The 15,611-nt window shown below is 73.4% G+C and carries 10 protein-coding genes; 5 read left to right on the top strand and 5 right to left on the bottom strand.

The genetic code is table 11. The annotated features are described in order from the left end of the window. Positions 1–41 precede the first annotated feature (41 nt). Positions 42–2,501: a SpoIIE family protein phosphatase gene (locus H295_RS0126130; RefSeq protein WP_020138307.1), complete on the top strand. Its 2,460-nt coding sequence runs from the start codon at positions 42–44 to the stop codon at positions 2,499–2,501. Between the two features lie 73 nt (positions 2,502–2,574). Beyond that, positions 2,575–4,263 (top strand): RecQ family ATP-dependent DNA helicase, encoded by a 1,689-nt coding sequence (locus tag H295_RS0126125; RefSeq protein ID WP_020138306.1) that lies wholly within the window; start codon positions 2,575–2,577, stop codon positions 4,261–4,263. A 133-nt stretch (positions 4,264–4,396) separates the two neighbouring features. Here H295_RS0126125 and H295_RS0126120 read toward each other — a convergent pair whose 3' ends face one another. From H295_RS0126120 to H295_RS0126100, 5 genes are all read right to left on the bottom strand, one after another. Beyond that, a complete protein-coding gene (locus tag H295_RS0126120) occupies positions 4,397–6,538 on the bottom strand; it encodes a S9 family peptidase (RefSeq protein ID WP_051135605.1) in 2,142 nt (713 codons plus the stop codon). Beyond that, positions 6,511–8,295 carry an N-acetylglutaminylglutamine amidotransferase gene (locus tag H295_RS0126115; RefSeq protein WP_020138304.1) on the bottom strand — a complete coding sequence of 595 codons (1,785 nt, stop codon included), beginning with the start codon at positions 8,293–8,295 and terminating at the stop codon, positions 6,511–6,513. Before H295_RS0126115 ends, H295_RS0126120 begins: the two co-directional genes overlap by 28 nt. A 153-nt stretch (positions 8,296–8,448) precedes the next feature. Beyond that, entirely contained in the window at positions 8,449–9,645 is a 1,197-nt protein-coding gene (locus tag H295_RS0126110; protein WP_020138303.1) for a carboxylate-amine ligase, read from the bottom strand. 186 nt (positions 9,646–9,831) lie between these two features. After that, positions 9,832–10,143, bottom strand: coding sequence for a hypothetical protein (locus tag H295_RS43560; RefSeq protein WP_043217965.1), 312 nt, complete (start codon positions 10,141–10,143; stop codon positions 9,832–9,834). A 57-nt stretch (positions 10,144–10,200) separates the two neighbouring features. Continuing rightward, entirely contained in the window at positions 10,201–10,797 is a 597-nt protein-coding gene (locus H295_RS0126100; RefSeq protein WP_020138301.1) for a dihydrofolate reductase family protein, read from the bottom strand. A 308-nt stretch (positions 10,798–11,105) separates the two neighbouring features. Between H295_RS0126100 and H295_RS0126095 the strand changes: the two genes are divergently transcribed. The 3 genes from H295_RS0126095 to H295_RS0126085 all read left to right on the top strand — a co-directional run bounded on the left by H295_RS0126095 (position 11,106) and on the right by H295_RS0126085 (position 15,608). Then, complete coding sequence (locus tag H295_RS0126095) at positions 11,106–12,350, top strand: EfeM/EfeO family lipoprotein (protein WP_020138300.1); 1,245 nt, start codon at positions 11,106–11,108, stop codon at positions 12,348–12,350. After that, positions 12,347–13,594 (top strand): iron uptake transporter deferrochelatase/peroxidase subunit, encoded by a 1,248-nt coding sequence (efeB, locus tag H295_RS0126090; RefSeq protein ID WP_020138299.1) that lies wholly within the window; start codon positions 12,347–12,349, stop codon positions 13,592–13,594. Before H295_RS0126095 ends, efeB begins: the two co-directional genes overlap by 4 nt. 163 nt (positions 13,595–13,757) lie before the next feature. Beyond that, positions 13,758–15,608, top strand: coding sequence for a phospholipase C (locus tag H295_RS0126085; protein ID WP_028809761.1), 1,851 nt, complete (start codon positions 13,758–13,760; stop codon positions 15,606–15,608). The last annotated feature ends 3 nt before the right edge of the window (positions 15,609–15,611 follow it).

The following is a 15,611-nucleotide window of genomic DNA, read 5'->3' as shown; positions in this document are numbered from 1 at the left end:
AGCCGCCCGTGTGACGAACCCAGCCGAGAAGCAGGCCCACCGTGAGTGATCTCCGTCAGCCGCCCGACCAGCAGAGCGCCGCCGTGGGCGAACAGCCCGCGCTCCGGGGCGGTGAGCCGTCCGCCGGGGCGGAGCTCCGCGAGGAGGCGTCCCCGGTCGGCCGGCTGGCGGCGACCGTGGCCCGGCTGCGGGAGGAGGTGCGGGCCGCGCAGGCCGAGGCGGACGGGCGGGCCCTGATCGAACTGGCCAAGGGCATCCTGGTCGAACGGCTCGGCTGCGGTCCGGCGCAGGCCTCGCGGCAGCTCAACGAGCTCGCCGAGCAGGCGGGGGTGACCCCGCTGGAGTTCGCCGTGGAGGTGATCAACCAGGCCTCGCGCGACCGGCTCTCGGAGGTGACCAGCGCCTTCCTCGCCGCCACCGCCGCCGCCCCGGCCGACGCGGGCACCGCCGACGACCCGGCCGACGGGCACGCCTCCGCCGTACGGCTGCGTGCCGCCGAGAGCGGGGTGCTGGCCGCGCAGGACACCCAGGCCGTCGCGGACTCCCTGCTGGAGCACGCGCTGACCCCGCTGGGCGCCGAGGCGGTGGCCATCTGGTCGCTGGGCGCGGACGGCTCGCTCACCCTGGCGGGCAGCGCCGGGTTCGCGCCGGCGGAGGCCGGACGGTGGCGGCATGTGCCGCCGGGCGTGACGACCGTGGCGCGGCGCGGGCTCACCGAGCGCACCGGCCAGTGGATCCGCAGCCTGTCCGAGACCGGCCTCCCCTCCATCGGGCAGCACCACCACGGCGACGGCGGGCGGGTCGCCGTACCGGCCGAGGCGGGCGGGCGCATCCACGGAGTGCTGGAGATCGCCTGGCCCGCGCCCCTGGAGTCGCCTTTGCCGGCGATCGTCCGGCAGGTCGAGGCGCTGGCCGAGCTGTGTGCGCACACCCTGGAGACGTACGCGCTGCACCACCCGGAAGGCGCCCCTGCCCCGCGGCTCCTGCCGGACGTCACCGAGCTGATGGACCTGGCCGACGGACTGCACGACCCGGCGCTCGTGCTGGTACCGCACCTGGGCCCCGACGGGCGCCTCGTCGACTTCCGCATCCACCACGTCAACAGCCGCTTCCTCGACCCGGCCGGGCGGCCCCGCGGTGTGGTCAGCGGGGCGCTGCTCCTTGAGGCCTATCCGATGGCCGCGGGGCAGAGCGAGCTGTTCGAGCGGGTGGAGCGGGTCTACGCCACCGGTGAGCCCTTCCGGGCCCACCGGATGCGGCTGACCGCGCTGGTGGACGATGTGCAGCTGGCGGCGGTCGCCGACATCAACGTCAGCCGGCACGGCGGCAGCGTCCTGCTGATCTGGCGCATCGAGGACGAGACGGCCCGGCTGGCGAGCCTGCTCCAGCACGCCCAGCGCCTGGGCCGCATCGGTGGTTTCGAGGAGAACCTGCTCACCGGCGAGATCACCTGGAACGGCCAGCTCTTCCACCTCTACGGCAAGCCCGCCTCCGAGACGCCGGTGCCGCTGGAGGACCTGCCCGCCCACGCCCACCCCGACGACGCCATCGCCATCGGCCGGTTCCTGCGCACCCTGCTCCACCAGCGCCGCCCCGCGTCCACCGCGTTCCGCCTGCAGCGCCCCGACGGGGTCACCCGGCACATCCGGGTCGTGGCGGAACCGGTTCTCGACTCGTCGGGGCAGCTGTACGTCGTACGCGGCGCCTACCAGGACATCTCCGCCCACCACTGGACCGAGGTCGCGCTCGCCGCCACGCGTGACCAGCTCGCCCACACCGAGCAGGAGGCCAGCGAGCGCAACCGGCTCACCCTCCAGTTGCAGCACGCGATCATGCCCCCGACGCAGGCGCCGCTGGCGGTTCAGGGGCTGGACCTGGCGGTGCGCTACCGGCCCGCGGAGACCCAGCACCTGGTCGGCGGTGACTGGTACGACGCGGTGGTGCTGCCGTCCCGACTGGTGCTGCTGTGCGTGGGGGACGTCGCCGGGCACGGCATAGAGGCGGCCACCAGCATGGTCGTCCTGCGCAACGCCCTGCGCGGACTGGCCGTGACCGGGGCCGGGCCGGGTCAGCTGCTGTCCTGGCTCAACATGGTGGCCCACCATCTGACCGGTGCGGTGACCGCCACGGCGGTCTGCGGGCTGTACGACCCCGAGAGCCACACCCTGCGCTGGGCGCGGGCCGGGCATCTGCCGCCGGTCCTGGTGCGCGGCTCGGACGCGGCGCCGCTGCCGCTGGTCAAGGGGCTGCTGCTGGGTGCCGTCCCGGAGGCGGTGTACGAGGAGCACGAGGTGCAGCTCGCCGTCGACGACACGCTGCTGATGTACACGGACGGTCTGATCGAACGCCGGGACCGGTCCGTCGAGGAGTCCCTCGCGCAGTTCCTGACGGTGGCGCGGGCGGTCCCGCCGACGCTGGACCAGCAGTTGGACCGCCTGCTCACGCACAGCAGGTCCGACACGGACGACGACACCTGCATCGTGGGCATCCGCGTGGCCTGAGGCACGGGCGGCCCCGGGGCTTGTGTCCGCGCGTACGGGGAACGCGTCGTCCCAGGTCGTGAAGGGAGCAGGTATGCCCGACAGAAGCGTCCGGGAGCGGTTGACGCGGAGCGCCGCCGAGGTGTTCGGCTGGAGCGCGTTGCGGCCGGGGCAGCTGTCCGCGATGGAAGCGGTCGTGCGGGGGCGGGACACGCTGGCCGTCATGCCGACCGGCGCCGGGAAGTCGGCCGTGTACCAGGTGGCAGGGCTGCTGCTCCCGGGGCCGACGGTGGTGGTGTCGCCGCTCATCGCCCTGCAACGGGACCAGATCGCCGGCCTGCTGAGCCACGATGCCGCCCCGGAGGCCGTCGCAGTCAACTCCTCCCAGGCGGCCGGGGAGGTCGAGGCCGCCTGGGACGCGGTCCGCGAGGGCGACGCCGAGTTCCTGTTCCTCTCCCCCGAGCAGCTCGCCAAGGACGAGGTGGTCGAGCTGTTGGCCGAGGTCGCGCCCTCGCTGTTCGTCGTCGACGAGGCCCAGTGCGTCGCAGCCTGGGGCCACGACTTCCGTCCCGACTACCTGCGCCTGGCCCAGGCGATCCAGCGGGTGGGCCGGCCCACCGTCCTCGCGCTGACCGCCACGGCCGCCCCACCGGTGCGCGAGGAGATCGTGGAGCGGCTCGACATGCGGGACCCCGCGCTGGTCGTGGCCGGTTTCGACCGGCCCAACATCGCGTTGGAGGTGCGCCGCTTCCTGGACGACGCCGACAAGCGCCGGGTGGTCGTGGAGCGCGCCGCGACGGAGCCCAAGCCGGGCATCGTCTACACCGCCACCCGCCGGGACGCCGAGGCGTACGCGGACGATCTCGCCGGGCTGGGCCTGTCCGCGGCCCCCTACCACGCCGGACTGACGGCCGGTGAGCGCTCCCTGGCGCACGACGCCTTCCTGGCCGGTGAGATCGACGTGGTGGTGGCGACCTCCGCCTTCGGCATGGGCATCGACAAGGAGGACGTACGGTTCGTGCTGCACGCGTCCGTACCCGGCTCGCTCGACGCCTACTACCAGGAGATCGGCCGTGCGGGCCGGGACGGCGGGCCGGCGGTCGCCGTGCTCCACTACCGGACCCAGGACAGCGGCCTCCAGCGCCTCTTCGCGACCCGCGCGCCGGACGAGGAGACCCTGGACACGGTGGCCGAGCGCCTCCATGAGCACGAAGGTCCCGTCGAGCCGGACGTCCTCGCGCGGGAGACGGGGCTCTCGCGCCGACGCGTCACGGCGGCGGTCAATCTCCTGGAGCAGGCGGGAGCGGTGCGCACCGGGGACGACGGCCGGGTGCGCGCCGCCGACGGGACGACGGCCGAGGACGCGGTCGGGCGTGCGGCGGAAGAGGCCCGGTCGCGCAGGAGGCTGGAGGAGTCGAGGCTGGCCATGATGCTGGGGTACGCCGAGGCCACGGGCTGTCGCCGGCGCTTCCTGCTCGGCTACTTCGGTGAGCCGTACGACGCGCCGTGCGGGGCCTGCGACGTGTGCGCGACACCTTCGGCGGGCGACGCTGTCGTCGAGGGGGTGGGGGACGCGAGCGAGGAGCCCCCCGCGCCTTCGGCCGCTGCCCCTTTCACGGCCGGGACCCGGGTGTGGCACGCGGAATGGGGCGAGGGCACGGTGATGAGCGAGGAGGGCGACCGGATCACGGTGCTGTTCGAGTCCATGGGATACCGGACGCTGTCCCTGGCCGCGATCACCGACAAGGACCTCCTGACGGCATCCCCCCACGACCCCGACTGACGAGGGCCCGCCCTCTGTGCCACTCGGCTCCCTCCGTGAGTGCGCGCAGGGCGTCGAGGAGCGTCTTCTCGGTCTCGTCGTCGTCGGCGTGGGTGATCGACGCGCTGATCCGGCAGGGGCTCGGGGGGGGACGCTAGGGGCGCAGATGGCGCTCCATCCAGTCCGCGGCGGCCCGGCGGAACAGGCGCCGGTTGTCCGCGCGCAGGAAGTCGTGCCCCTCGTCGCGCAGGACGAGGAGCTCGGCGGGGACCCCGTGTTCCCGGGCGGCCCGCACGAACTGCTCCGACTCTCCCATCGGCACGTTGGTGTCGTGCTCGCCGTGGACGGCGAGCAGCGGGGCACGCAGCGCGTCGATGCGGCTCATCGGCGACAGGGCGTGCAGCAACGCGCGGTCGCGCTCGGGGTGGCCGTACTTGTGCGCCGCCGACTCCGCGATCCAGGGCTCGGTTCCGGCGAAGAAGGTCAGCAGGTCGGACATGCCGCAGACGGCGACACCGGTGCGGAAGAGGTCCGGGTGCCACACGAGGGAGGCGAAGGTCAGATAGCCGCCGTAGGAGCGCCCCATCACCGCCAGCCGGGTCGGGTCGGCGGGGCCCGCCGTGACGGCGTGCCCGGCGCAGTCCGCGACGTCGTCGAGCGCGGCGAAGCGGCCGCTGCCGAGGTCGGCGTCGACGAAGGACCGGCCGTGTCCGCCGGACCCTCGGACGTCGGGGGCGAAGACGTCCAGTCCGCGCCCGAGGAGTTCGTGGTACAGCGGGTCGAACACCGGGCGCTCCTGGTCCTCGGGGCCGCCGTGCAGATGGACCACGCAGGGGGCGGGCTCGTACGGGGCGCGTCCCGGGGCTCGGTAGTACCAGCCGCCGAGCGGGAGGCCGTCCCGGGCGGTGAGGCGCGTGAGGACCGGGCGTACGGGCGGGCGGCCCGGTGGGACGGTGTCCTCATCCCGGGCGGACCACGGGGTGCGCAGCAGGGACACGCCTTCGTGGGCCCACCACACACCCGGGCGGCGCTGTGATCCGGACAGCGCGAGAAGCAGCCGTCCCGCCCCGGCCGCCGTGATCCGCGTGACGACCTCGTGGGGCAGCGGTACCGGCCGGGGCGGTCCAATGGTGTCCGGGGCGCCGGACCGGGCGGAGGTCTCGACGATGTCGAGTTCGCTGGCGCCGCGCACGTTCCACGCCAGGACGGCGGTCCGGCCGTCGTGGGCCAGCTTCAGCAGGTCGAGGTCGCTGTCGGCGCGTTCGGCGACGACGGCCGTGCCGAGCGCCGTGCCGTCGGCGTCGAGTGCGACGGCGAACAGGGCGGCGTACTCGCGTCCGGCGTCGCTGCGCAGCCACAGGGTCCGCCCGTCGGGCGAGAACCGGCCGATCCAGGGGTCTCCGTCGGCGACCGGCAGCGTGAAGGTGGTCGCGGTGTCGACGACCCGCCGGACGACCGCCTCCCGGCGCCCGCGCGGCCCCCGGCGCAGCAGCGCGAGACGGCCGTCGGCGGTCAGGTCGCACACACGGAGGGTCGGCGCGTCCGGTTCCGTGGCGAGCAGGACGGGTGCGGCCAGTCCGTCGGGATCGATCAGGTAGGCGGACAGACCCGTGCCGGTCCGGGTCGCGGATGCGCCGTCCGGTCCCACGGTGTACGCGGTGGTGCCGAGCAGGGTCGCCCGCGCGGTCCACGGGGCCGGTGCGGAGTCCGACGGCTGCCGGAGGCCGTCCCGCTGCGCGCGGGAGGTGGCCGGTGCGGCCAGGGTGACGGCGACGGCCGAGCCGTCATGGGCCCAGCAGCCGAGGTGGGCGGAGGTGTCCGGGTCGGCACCGGCCAGCAGGCGGCGGCCGGTGCCGTCGGGCCGCACGCACAGCACGCGTGAGTGCTCGCCGCCGCCGGGGGCGGTGGTGTACGCGATCCAGCGGCCGTCGGGCGACCAGGACACCTCCTTCACCGGGTCCGGGGAGGAGTCGAGCAGCCGGACGCCTTCTCCGTCCACGGGCCCGGCCCACAGCTGGGGCACGCCGCCCCGGTCGCAGATGAAGGCCGCCCGGGTGCCGTCGGGGTCGGCGGAGGGGTACCAGCAGCCGTGGGCGCGCAGCCGGGTCCGGGCGTCGCGCGGGCCTTCCGCCACGGGCAACGGCACGGGGGCGGGGGCCGCGGCACGGGGGGCCTCCCGTGGCTCCGGTGGGGCGGGGACCTGGGGCGGCGGGGGCGGGGTCCGGGTGCCGGACGCCTCGGGCGCGGTCCCGGTCGTGGCCTCGCCGGTCACGTGATGCCGTGCTTCTGGAGCCATATCTCCAGCAGCGCCACCTGCCACAGGGCGTTGGCGCCGCGTTTGGTGCGGTGCTCGTCGGGTGCCGCCAGGAGTTCGGCCACGTAGGACTCCTGGAAGATCCCCCGCTTCCTCGCCTCGGGGGCCGCGAGCGCCTCGCGCACCCGGTCCAGGACGGGGCCCGCCATGTGCCGGATGGCGGGGACGGGGAAGTAGCCCTTGGGCCGGTCGACGACGTCCCGCGGCAGGAGCTTGCGGCCGGCTTCCTTGAGCACGCCCTTGCCGCCGTCGGCGAGCTTGAGTCCGGGCGGACAGGCGGCGGCCAGTTCCACCAGTTCGTGGTCGAGGAAGGGCACCCGGGCCTCCAGTCCCCAGGCCATGGTCATGTTGTCGACCCGCTTCACGGGGTCGTCGACGAGCATGACGTGTGTGTCCAGGCGCAGCGCCGCGTCCAGGGCGGTCTCCGCGCCGGGGCGGGCCATGTGCTCCCTGACGAAGCGGCCCGACACGTCCTCGCGGGGCAGCAGGTGCGGCTGGAGGATCCTCGCGAGGTCGGCGTGGGGGCGGTCGAAGTACGTCTCGGCGTACCTCTGCGGCTCCTCCTCGCGCGGGACGGCGGCCAGCTCCGGGTACCAGTGGTACCCGGCGAACACCTCGTCGGCTCCCTGCCCGCTCTGGACGACCTTCACCTCCTTGGAGACCTGCTCGGACAGCAGGTGGAAGGCGACCACGTCGTGGCTGATCATCGGCTCGCTCATCGCGGCGACGGCGTCGTCGAGGGCGGTCGAGACCCGGTCCGAGGGCACCATCATGCGGCGGTGGTGGGTGCCGAACTCCCGGGCGACCAGGTCCGAGTAGCGGAACTCGTCGCCCTGCTCCCCGCCCTCGCTCTCGAAGCCCACGCTGAACGTCTGCAGGTCCCGCTGGCCCTCGTCGGCGAGCAGGGCGACGATCAGGCTGGAGTCCAAGCCCCCGGAGAGCAGGACGCCGACCGGCACGTCGGAGACCATGCGGCGGCGTACGGCCGTGCGCAGCGCGTCCAGGACGGCGTCCCGCCACTCGTCGGGCCCCATCTCCGCGTACTCGGTGCGCCGGGTGTACGACGGCTGCCAGTACGGGTGGTCCCGGTGGCTGCCGTCCGGCTCGACCACCCGTACGGTGGCCGGCGGCAGTTTGCGGACCCCGTTGAGCACGGTGTGCGGAGGGGCGACGGTGGCGTGCCAGCTCAGGTACTGGTGGAGAGCGACCGGGTCGAGGGAGGTGTCCACGTCCCCGGCGGCCAGCAGGGCGGGCAGGGAGGAGGCGAACCGCAGCCGGCCCGGCCCGGGCGCCAGATACAGGGGCTTGATGCCCAGCCGGTCGCGGCCCAGCACGAGACGGCCGGTGCGGTGCTCGACGAGCGCGAAGGCGAACATGCCGTGGAACCGCTCCACACAGGCGGTTCCCCACTGGCGGTACGCGTGCAGCACGACCTCGGTGTCGGAGGTCGACACGAATCGGTGCCCGAGCCGCCGGAGCTCCTCGCGCAGCTCGCGGTAGTTGTAGACGCAGCCGTTGAAGACGCCGGTGAGCTCGCCGTCGGCGTCGGTCATCGGCTGTGCGCCGGAGTCCGACAGGTCGATGATCTTCAGCCGCCGGTGCCCCAGCGCCACCGCTCCCCGGCTCCAGACGCCCTGGCCGTCGGGCCCTCGGGCGGCGAGCCGGTCGCTGATGCGCTCGACGGCCGCGAGGTCGGGTCGTCCTCCGTCGAAGCGGATCTCGCCGCTCAGACCGCACATGGGGCGCCGCCCCCTTTCCGGGAGCCCTCGGTCACGAGCGGGGACGGAGTTTCCGGGCCGCGCCTGCCGGTCGCGATCCGGAGGGAAGTGCTGGACATCGACGAGAACCTCTCCTGGGAATCGGTCGGGCTGGGGAACACGACAGGGGCGGCATCAGCCGCCGAGGACCTCCGGCGTGCCGGAACCGGCCCCGCCCTGGAGACCGGAACCGGTTCCGCCCCGGACGGAGCGCTGGACCTTGCCGCGGGCGAACGCGGCAGGCCTGCGGTGCCGCCGTGCGCCGCGGGTCTCCGCGATGAGCAGGTCGGTGCAGGCCAGCAGGTCCTCCGCGCGGGCCTTGCGGCGCATGCGCTCGGCGGCGCTGCCGCTCGCCAGGGCGCCGTCGGTCAGGTCACGGACGGTGTGCCAGTCGCCGTGGGCCTCCAGCGCGGGGCGCAGCCGGGCCAGCAGTCCGCGGACGACCTCGGCGGCCGGCGCCTCCCGGTGGGTCCTGGGATCCACCAGGACGCCCTCCAGGCCGGACCGGGCGGCTCGCCAGGACGCGCCGCGCAGCCATTCGTGACGGCCGTCGCACACCGCCGCCCCCGCCGCGCGGAGTTCGAGAGCCTCGGTCACCAGGGCGCGGAACAGGCCGGCGACGAGCACGACGGTCTCCACCCGCGGACAGGCGTCGCAGATCCGCAGCTCCAGGGTCCGCAGGTGCGAGGAGGGGCGGACGTCGTAGTAGATCATTCCCGGGTCGCTGATGACGCCGGTCCGGACGAGGTCGTCCACGGCGGCGTCGTAGTCGGCCGCGCTCTTGAAGCAGCCGACGGGACCCGCGGTCGGCCAGCGCTGCCAGAGCAGGGTGCGCCAGCTGGCGTAGCCGGTGTCGGAACCCTGCCAGAACGGTGAGCTGGCGGACAGCGCCAGCAGTGGGGGCAGCCAGGGGGAGAGCGTGCACATCAGGCCCACGGCCGTGTCCCGGTCCGGTATGTCGACATGGACCTGGGCGCCGCAGATGAGCTGTTCGTCGGCGACCCGGCGGTACTCCTCGACCATGTGGTGATAGCGGGCGTCGGCGGTGGGGTGCCCGGAGTCGGCCGGGGCCAGAGGGGCCGTGCCCGCGGCCGCCACCGCGAGCCCCAGCGAGGAGGCGGCCGCGTCGAGCCGCCGTCTGGTTCTCGCGAGGTCGGAGTAAAGGCCCGCCAGGGAGGCGTGCACCCCGCTGTTCGACTCCACGGCGGACTGGTGCAGCTCCGTGGTGAAGGTGCGCCGCGGAAGCCGGCGCAGAACCGCGTCGGCGCGTGGCACGAGCAGTCCGCTTTCCACTTCCAGGATGTGGAACTCCTCCTCTACCCCTATGCGCATGGCCACGTTCGCTCCTTGAGGTGTCGCCGAAGGTCCCGCATGTCCAGGGTGACCCCGAAGTACCCAGGAGGGCGACCGATAAGCGCCGTTATGCACACTTGGATACGATTGCACTCATATGAGCAGGCGTGGTGATCAGCCTGCTGAGCCGGAACGTGGGCTTCTTCCCGGCCGGTCCGCGCGCGTTCAGACCGTCTGCGAGGCGGAGGACGCTGCCGCGGCGTGGCGGCCGCGACTGCCGGAGAACGCGGCCCGGTGGGAGGGCCGGGCCGGGCCGGCGGGCTGGAGTTGCCGCAGCCACCGCCAGGCCATGGCCAGCAGTGCGGCGAAGACGGCCAGGAGCAGCACGGAGGTCCACATGGGCCGGCTGCCCGGAGCGTCCCACGTCGTCCAGGCCGAGGATGCCGCCCACAGGGCGACGCCGGCCGCGTAGAAGTTCCGCATGCGGCGCAGCTGCCTCGCGGCACGGGCCGCCACGGGGTCGTCAGTGTGTGTCATGCGGGGCCGTGTACCCCGATCGCGGAGGTCCACCGCACGACCCCAAGACCCCCCGGCTCAGCGACGGACGCGGTAGCGGATGTGCGTGGCCTCCGGCGTGTCGATCACCCGGACGATCTCCAGCTCGATCTGCGACGGCAACACGTCGAACAGGCGACGGCCGTCGCCGAGCAGCACCGGGATCTGATGGATCTGCACCTCGTCCAGCACCCCGGCCTCGAGCGCCCGTTGCGCCGTGTACGCGCCTCGTACCTGCACGTCCTTGTCCCCGGCGGCGGCCTTGGCCTGGGCCATCGCGCTTTCGATCCCGTCGGTCACGTAGGTCACCAGCGGATAGCCCCAACGGGCGGCGGGGCCGGGCGGGCGGTGACTGGGCACGAAGATCGGGAGACCGCCGTGATCACCGCCCCAGTGATCCATGAGCTCGGCGGTGCGGCGTCCCGCGAGCACCGCACCGGCCGCGTTCCACTCCTCCTGGAACCGCGCGACCGGTTCGGACGGGAGGTCGGCCCACTTGTGCAGTCGCTCGCCGTCGTCGCCGCCCAGAAAATCGGACGGATCGGCGATATACCCGTCGAGTGACATCGACATGTCGAGCACGGACACGGACACTTCGACCTCCTGAGGTTCCTTGATCCAGACCGACCGGTTCATCTGTGCTGTAGACCTGGCGTGGCGGCATTACTCATCGGAGCCGGCGGAACCCTTCCTGGACGTCGAGGGAGTTCGGCCAGGCGGTCCAGCGGGACGCGCCCGCGTCACGGCGTCAGCGACGGCTTCGGCGTGTCCTCGGTGAACCGGCGGCGAATTCTGGCTTGCCCGCTGGTCAGGACCTGGTCAGGGATGCGGTGCACGGGGTGCCGGGCTGCTTAACATCGTCCACGCGACCCACGCACCCCCCGTACCCGCATCCCGTACGACCCACTGGAGCCCCCGGCGTGCCCCCACCCGAGCCCGGCGCCGTGACCGCCCCGCCCTTCCGGCGACGCCCCTCCCGGCCACACCCCTTCCGGCGACGCCCCGTTCTGCTCGCCGCCGGCGCCCTGCTCACCGCGGGCGCGGTGACGGCGGGCGTCCTGGTCGCCAGGGACGCCGGTACGGGCCGGAACGCGCGGCCGGTCGCCGCCGACGGCCTGCGCCACACCACCGTCGAGATCGGCACCAGCGGCTGCGGTCGCGGCTGGACCGGCCCCACCGCGGGACGTCAGGTGTTCGACCTGCGCAACACCTCCGCCACAGCGGCCGAGGCGTATCTCGTCGACGCCCGGACCGGCGCCGTCTTCGGCGAGGTCGAGGGCCTCGGCCCCGGCACCACCCGGCCGCTCCAGGTCACCCTCGGTGACGGCGCCTACGCCTTCACCTGTCTGCCCGACGACGCCGACGCCGTCACCGGACCCACTGTGCGGGTCACCGGCGGCGGGAAGGCCAGGAGCGGTCCGGCCGCCGTGCCCGTCACCCAGCAGGAGCTGATCCCGCCCACCCTCGCCTACCAGAGGTGGATCGGGGCCCGCACGGTCGAACTGGCCCGCAGGACCGACGTGCTGCGGGCCGACGTCGACCGCCGCGACCTGGCCGCGGCGCGTGCCGCCTGGCTGCCCGCGCACCTGGTGTACGAGCGGATGGGCGCCGCCTACGGCACCTTCGGTGACGCCGACGCGGAGATCGACGGGACCACCGCGGGGCTGTCCGGCGGGGTGCGCGACCCGGGCTTCGCCGGGTTCCACCGGGTCGAGTACGGGCTGTGGCACGGTGAGTCCGCGAGCAGCCTGCGGGGTCCGGCCGACCGGCTCGCCGAGGCCGTGCACGCGCTGCGGGACAGCTGGCCCGGCCGGCGGATGGATCCGGCGGACGTGGGCCTGCGGGCGCACGAGATCCTGGAGAACACCGTGCAGTTCGAACTGACCGGCCGAACGGACTACGGCAGCGGCACCGGCCTCGCCACCGCCCGCGCCAACCTCGACGGGACCCGGGCCCTGCTCGGCCACCTGCGCCCGCTGCTGAGGACCCGCACCACCGGCCTGGCCGGGATCGACACCTGGATGGACCGCGCCCGGCACACCCTCGACGCCTTCGACCACGACGGCCGGTGGACCCCACTCGCCCGGCTGACCCGCGCCCAGCGGGAGAAGGTCGACGCGGACGTGGGCGAACTCGTGGAGCGGCTCGCCGACGTGGCCGCCCTCACCGACGTACGGAGGACCGCGTGAACCGCGCAGACCAGGTGGGCCGCAGGGGATTCCTGGCGGGGGCGGCCGCGGTGGCGGGCACCGGCGTGGTGGCCGGCACGGGACTGGTCGCCGGCACCGGCCCGGTGGCGGGCGCCGCTCCCGAGGGCGCCGCGGACACCCCGGCGAGCGTGCCCTTCCACGGTGTCCACCAGGCCGGCATCCTCACCCCGGCCCAGCGCGCCACCGCGTTCGTCTCCTTCGACGCCACGGCGGACGGCCGCGCCGAACTGACCGATCTGCTGCGCACGATCACGGAGCGGGCCCGCTTCCTCACCACCGGCGGCATCCCGGACTCGCTCGGCATCACCGCCCCGCCCGCCGACTCGGGCACCCTCGGGCCGCAGGTCCCCGCCGACCGGCTGACCGTCACGGTCGGCGTCGGCGCCTCGCTGTTCGACGAGCGCTACGGCCTCGCCGCCCGCAGGCCGCACCGGCTCACCGCGATGCCGTCCTTCCCCGACGACGACCTCGACGCCGACTGGTGCCACGGCGATCTCAGCGTGCAGCTGTGCGCGGACAACACCGACACCGTGCTGCACGCCCTGCGCGACCTCGCCCGGCACACCCGCGGCGGGATGCAGGTGCGCTGGCGCATGGACGGCTTCGTCAGCCCCTCCCGGCCCTCCGGCGCCCCGCGCAACCACCTGGGCTTCAAGGACGGCATCGCCAACCCCGAGGTGACCGACCGCCGGGCGATGGACCGCCTGGTGTGGGTGGGCGCGGACGGCGGCGAGCCGGACTGGGCGACCGGCGGCAGCTACCAGGTCGTACGGCTGATCCGGATGCTGGTGGAGTTCTGGGACCGCGTCTCGATCTCCGAGCAGGAGCGGATGTTCGGCCGTGCCCGGGACACGGGTGCTCCGCTGGACGGCCGGCACGAGAGCGACGTACCCCGGTACGCGCAGGATCCGCAGGGCGACGTGATCCCGCTGGACAGTCACATCCGGCTCGCCAACCCGCGCACGAGCGCCACCGAGGGTCAGCGCATCCTGCGCCGGGGCTACAACTACGACCGGGGCACGGACCTCAACGGCAACCTCGACATGGGACTGCTGTTCTGCTGCTACCAGCAGGATGTGGCCCGGCAGTTCGCGACCGTGCAGAAGCGGCTGGCCGGTGAGCCGCTGGTCGACTACGTCACCCCGTTCGGGGGCGGCTACTTCTTCGCGCTGCCCGGGGTGCGCGACGCGTCGGACTGGCTGGGGCGCTCACTCATGGCGTGATGCGCATCAGCCGATAACCGTCAAGAACGGCTCAAAATCCCATGAGGTTTTCCTGACCGAACATTCGCTCGCACGTCATCGCCCCTCCCCTGAGCCGCCGTCACCGTGCCGGAGGGTTCCGGCAGCAGTCCCTTCCCCATGCTCCCTGGAAAGGCGAGACAGCATGATCGGCTCGACCACAGCAAGAACCGTGGGCGCCCTGCTCGGCGCGGCCGCCCTCGCGGCGGCGGGCGCCGTGCCCGCCACGGCGGCCTCCGCACACCACCGCCCCCCGGCCGCGCGGACCGCGACGCCGATCAAGCACATGGTGGTCATCTACGACGAGAACATCTCCTTCGACCACTACTTCGCCACCTACCCCCAGGCGGCGAACACCGACGGCACGAAGTTCACCGCGGCCAGGCACACCCCGAAGGCGGACAACCTTCTGAGCGCCGGTCTGCTGAAGAAGAACCCGAACCTGTACGCGCCGAAGCGGCTGGCGAGTTCGCAGGCGATGACCTGCGACCAGAACCACTCCTACGGCCCCGAGCAGTACGCGGCGGACGGCGGCAAGGCCGACAAGTACGTCGAGAACACCGAGGTCAACAAGTGCACCGGGCTGTTCGGCGAGCCCGGCCTGGTGATGGACTACTACGACGGGAACACCGTCACCGCGCTGTGGAACTACGCCCAGCACTACTCCCTCGGCGACCGCTCCTTCAGCTCGGTCTACGGCCCCTCCACACCCGGCGCCCTCAACCTGGTCTCCGGCCAGACGCACGGCGTGATCTCCGTGGACCCGTCCACCGGCACCGAGCACCCGAAGCAGACGGCCACGCCCGACCCGTACGCCGTGCTCTCGCCGAACGCCAAGGGCGTCGGCACGCTCGTCAACGACCCCGACCCGGCCTACGACGACTGCGCGGACAAGGACCACACCAGCACCAGCGCGCTCGCCGCCATGCAGGGCAGGAACATCGGTGACCTGCTCAACTCCAGGGGGGTGAGCTGGGGTTGGTTCCAGGGCGGCTTCCGGCCCAGCACGGCCTGGGACGGCAAGCAGGGCGACTACGCCAAGTGCGACACCTCCCACACCAACGTGGGCGGCGCGGCGGCCGTCGACTACAGCCCGCACCACAACCCGTTCGCCTACTACGCCTCGACGGCGAACCCGCACCACCTCGCCCCGAAGAGCGTCGCCGAGATCGGCCACAGGGGGCGTGCCAACCACAACTACGACCTGAGCGACTTCGACGCCGCGCTCAAGGCGGGGAACCTGCCCGCCGTCAGCTTCCTGAAGGCCGGTGAGTACCAGGACGGCCACGCGGGCTACTCGGACCCGATCGACGAGCAGCACTTCCTGGTCAAGGAGATCAACGCCCTCCAGAAGTCGCCGCAGTGGAAGTCCACCGCGGTCGTGATCGCCTACGACGACTCCGACGGCTGGTACGACCACGTCACCTCGAAGGTCCTCAACGGCTCCGAGGACGCGACCGTCGGCTCCAACGGCAAGGCCCTCGACAGCCCCGCCTGCCAGTCGGGACCCGCGGCCGCGAAGGGCTACGCGGACCGCTGCGGCCCGGGCACCCGGCAGCCGCTGCTGGTCGTCTCCCCCTACAGCAGGGTGAACGCGATCGACCACACCGCCACCGAGCAGGCGTCGATCACCCGGTTCGTCGAGGACAACTGGCACACCGGCCGGATCGGTGACGGCTCGTTCGACCAGCGGGCGGGCAGCCTGGCCGGCATGTTCGACTTCCGGCACCCCAACGACAAGCAGGTGCTGCTCAACGCCGACGGCTCGGTCAAGTCGGTGCGGCGGATCCCGCACTACGCCCGGGCGGCCTCGGCCCCGTCCGGCGAGAAGCCGTACGCGCCCTACGTCGCCGACCTCAAGGCGCAGGATGTCGCCGACACCGGCAGCACCTCACCCGCTCTGCCGGTCTCCCTGGCGGCCGGTCTGGTGACCGCCGTGGCCACGACCACGGTGCTGACCGTGCGCCGCCGCAGGGCCCGCACCGCGACGCGCTGAGCC

The sequence above is a fragment of the Streptomyces sp. 351MFTsu5.1 genome (assembly GCF_000383655.1).
In the GTDB taxonomy this organism is placed as follows: domain Bacteria; phylum Actinomycetota; class Actinomycetes; order Streptomycetales; family Streptomycetaceae; genus Streptomyces; species Streptomyces griseorubiginosus.
The sequence above is the reverse complement of the archived record's forward strand: the minus strand, read 5'-3'. Positions and strand labels throughout refer to the sequence as shown.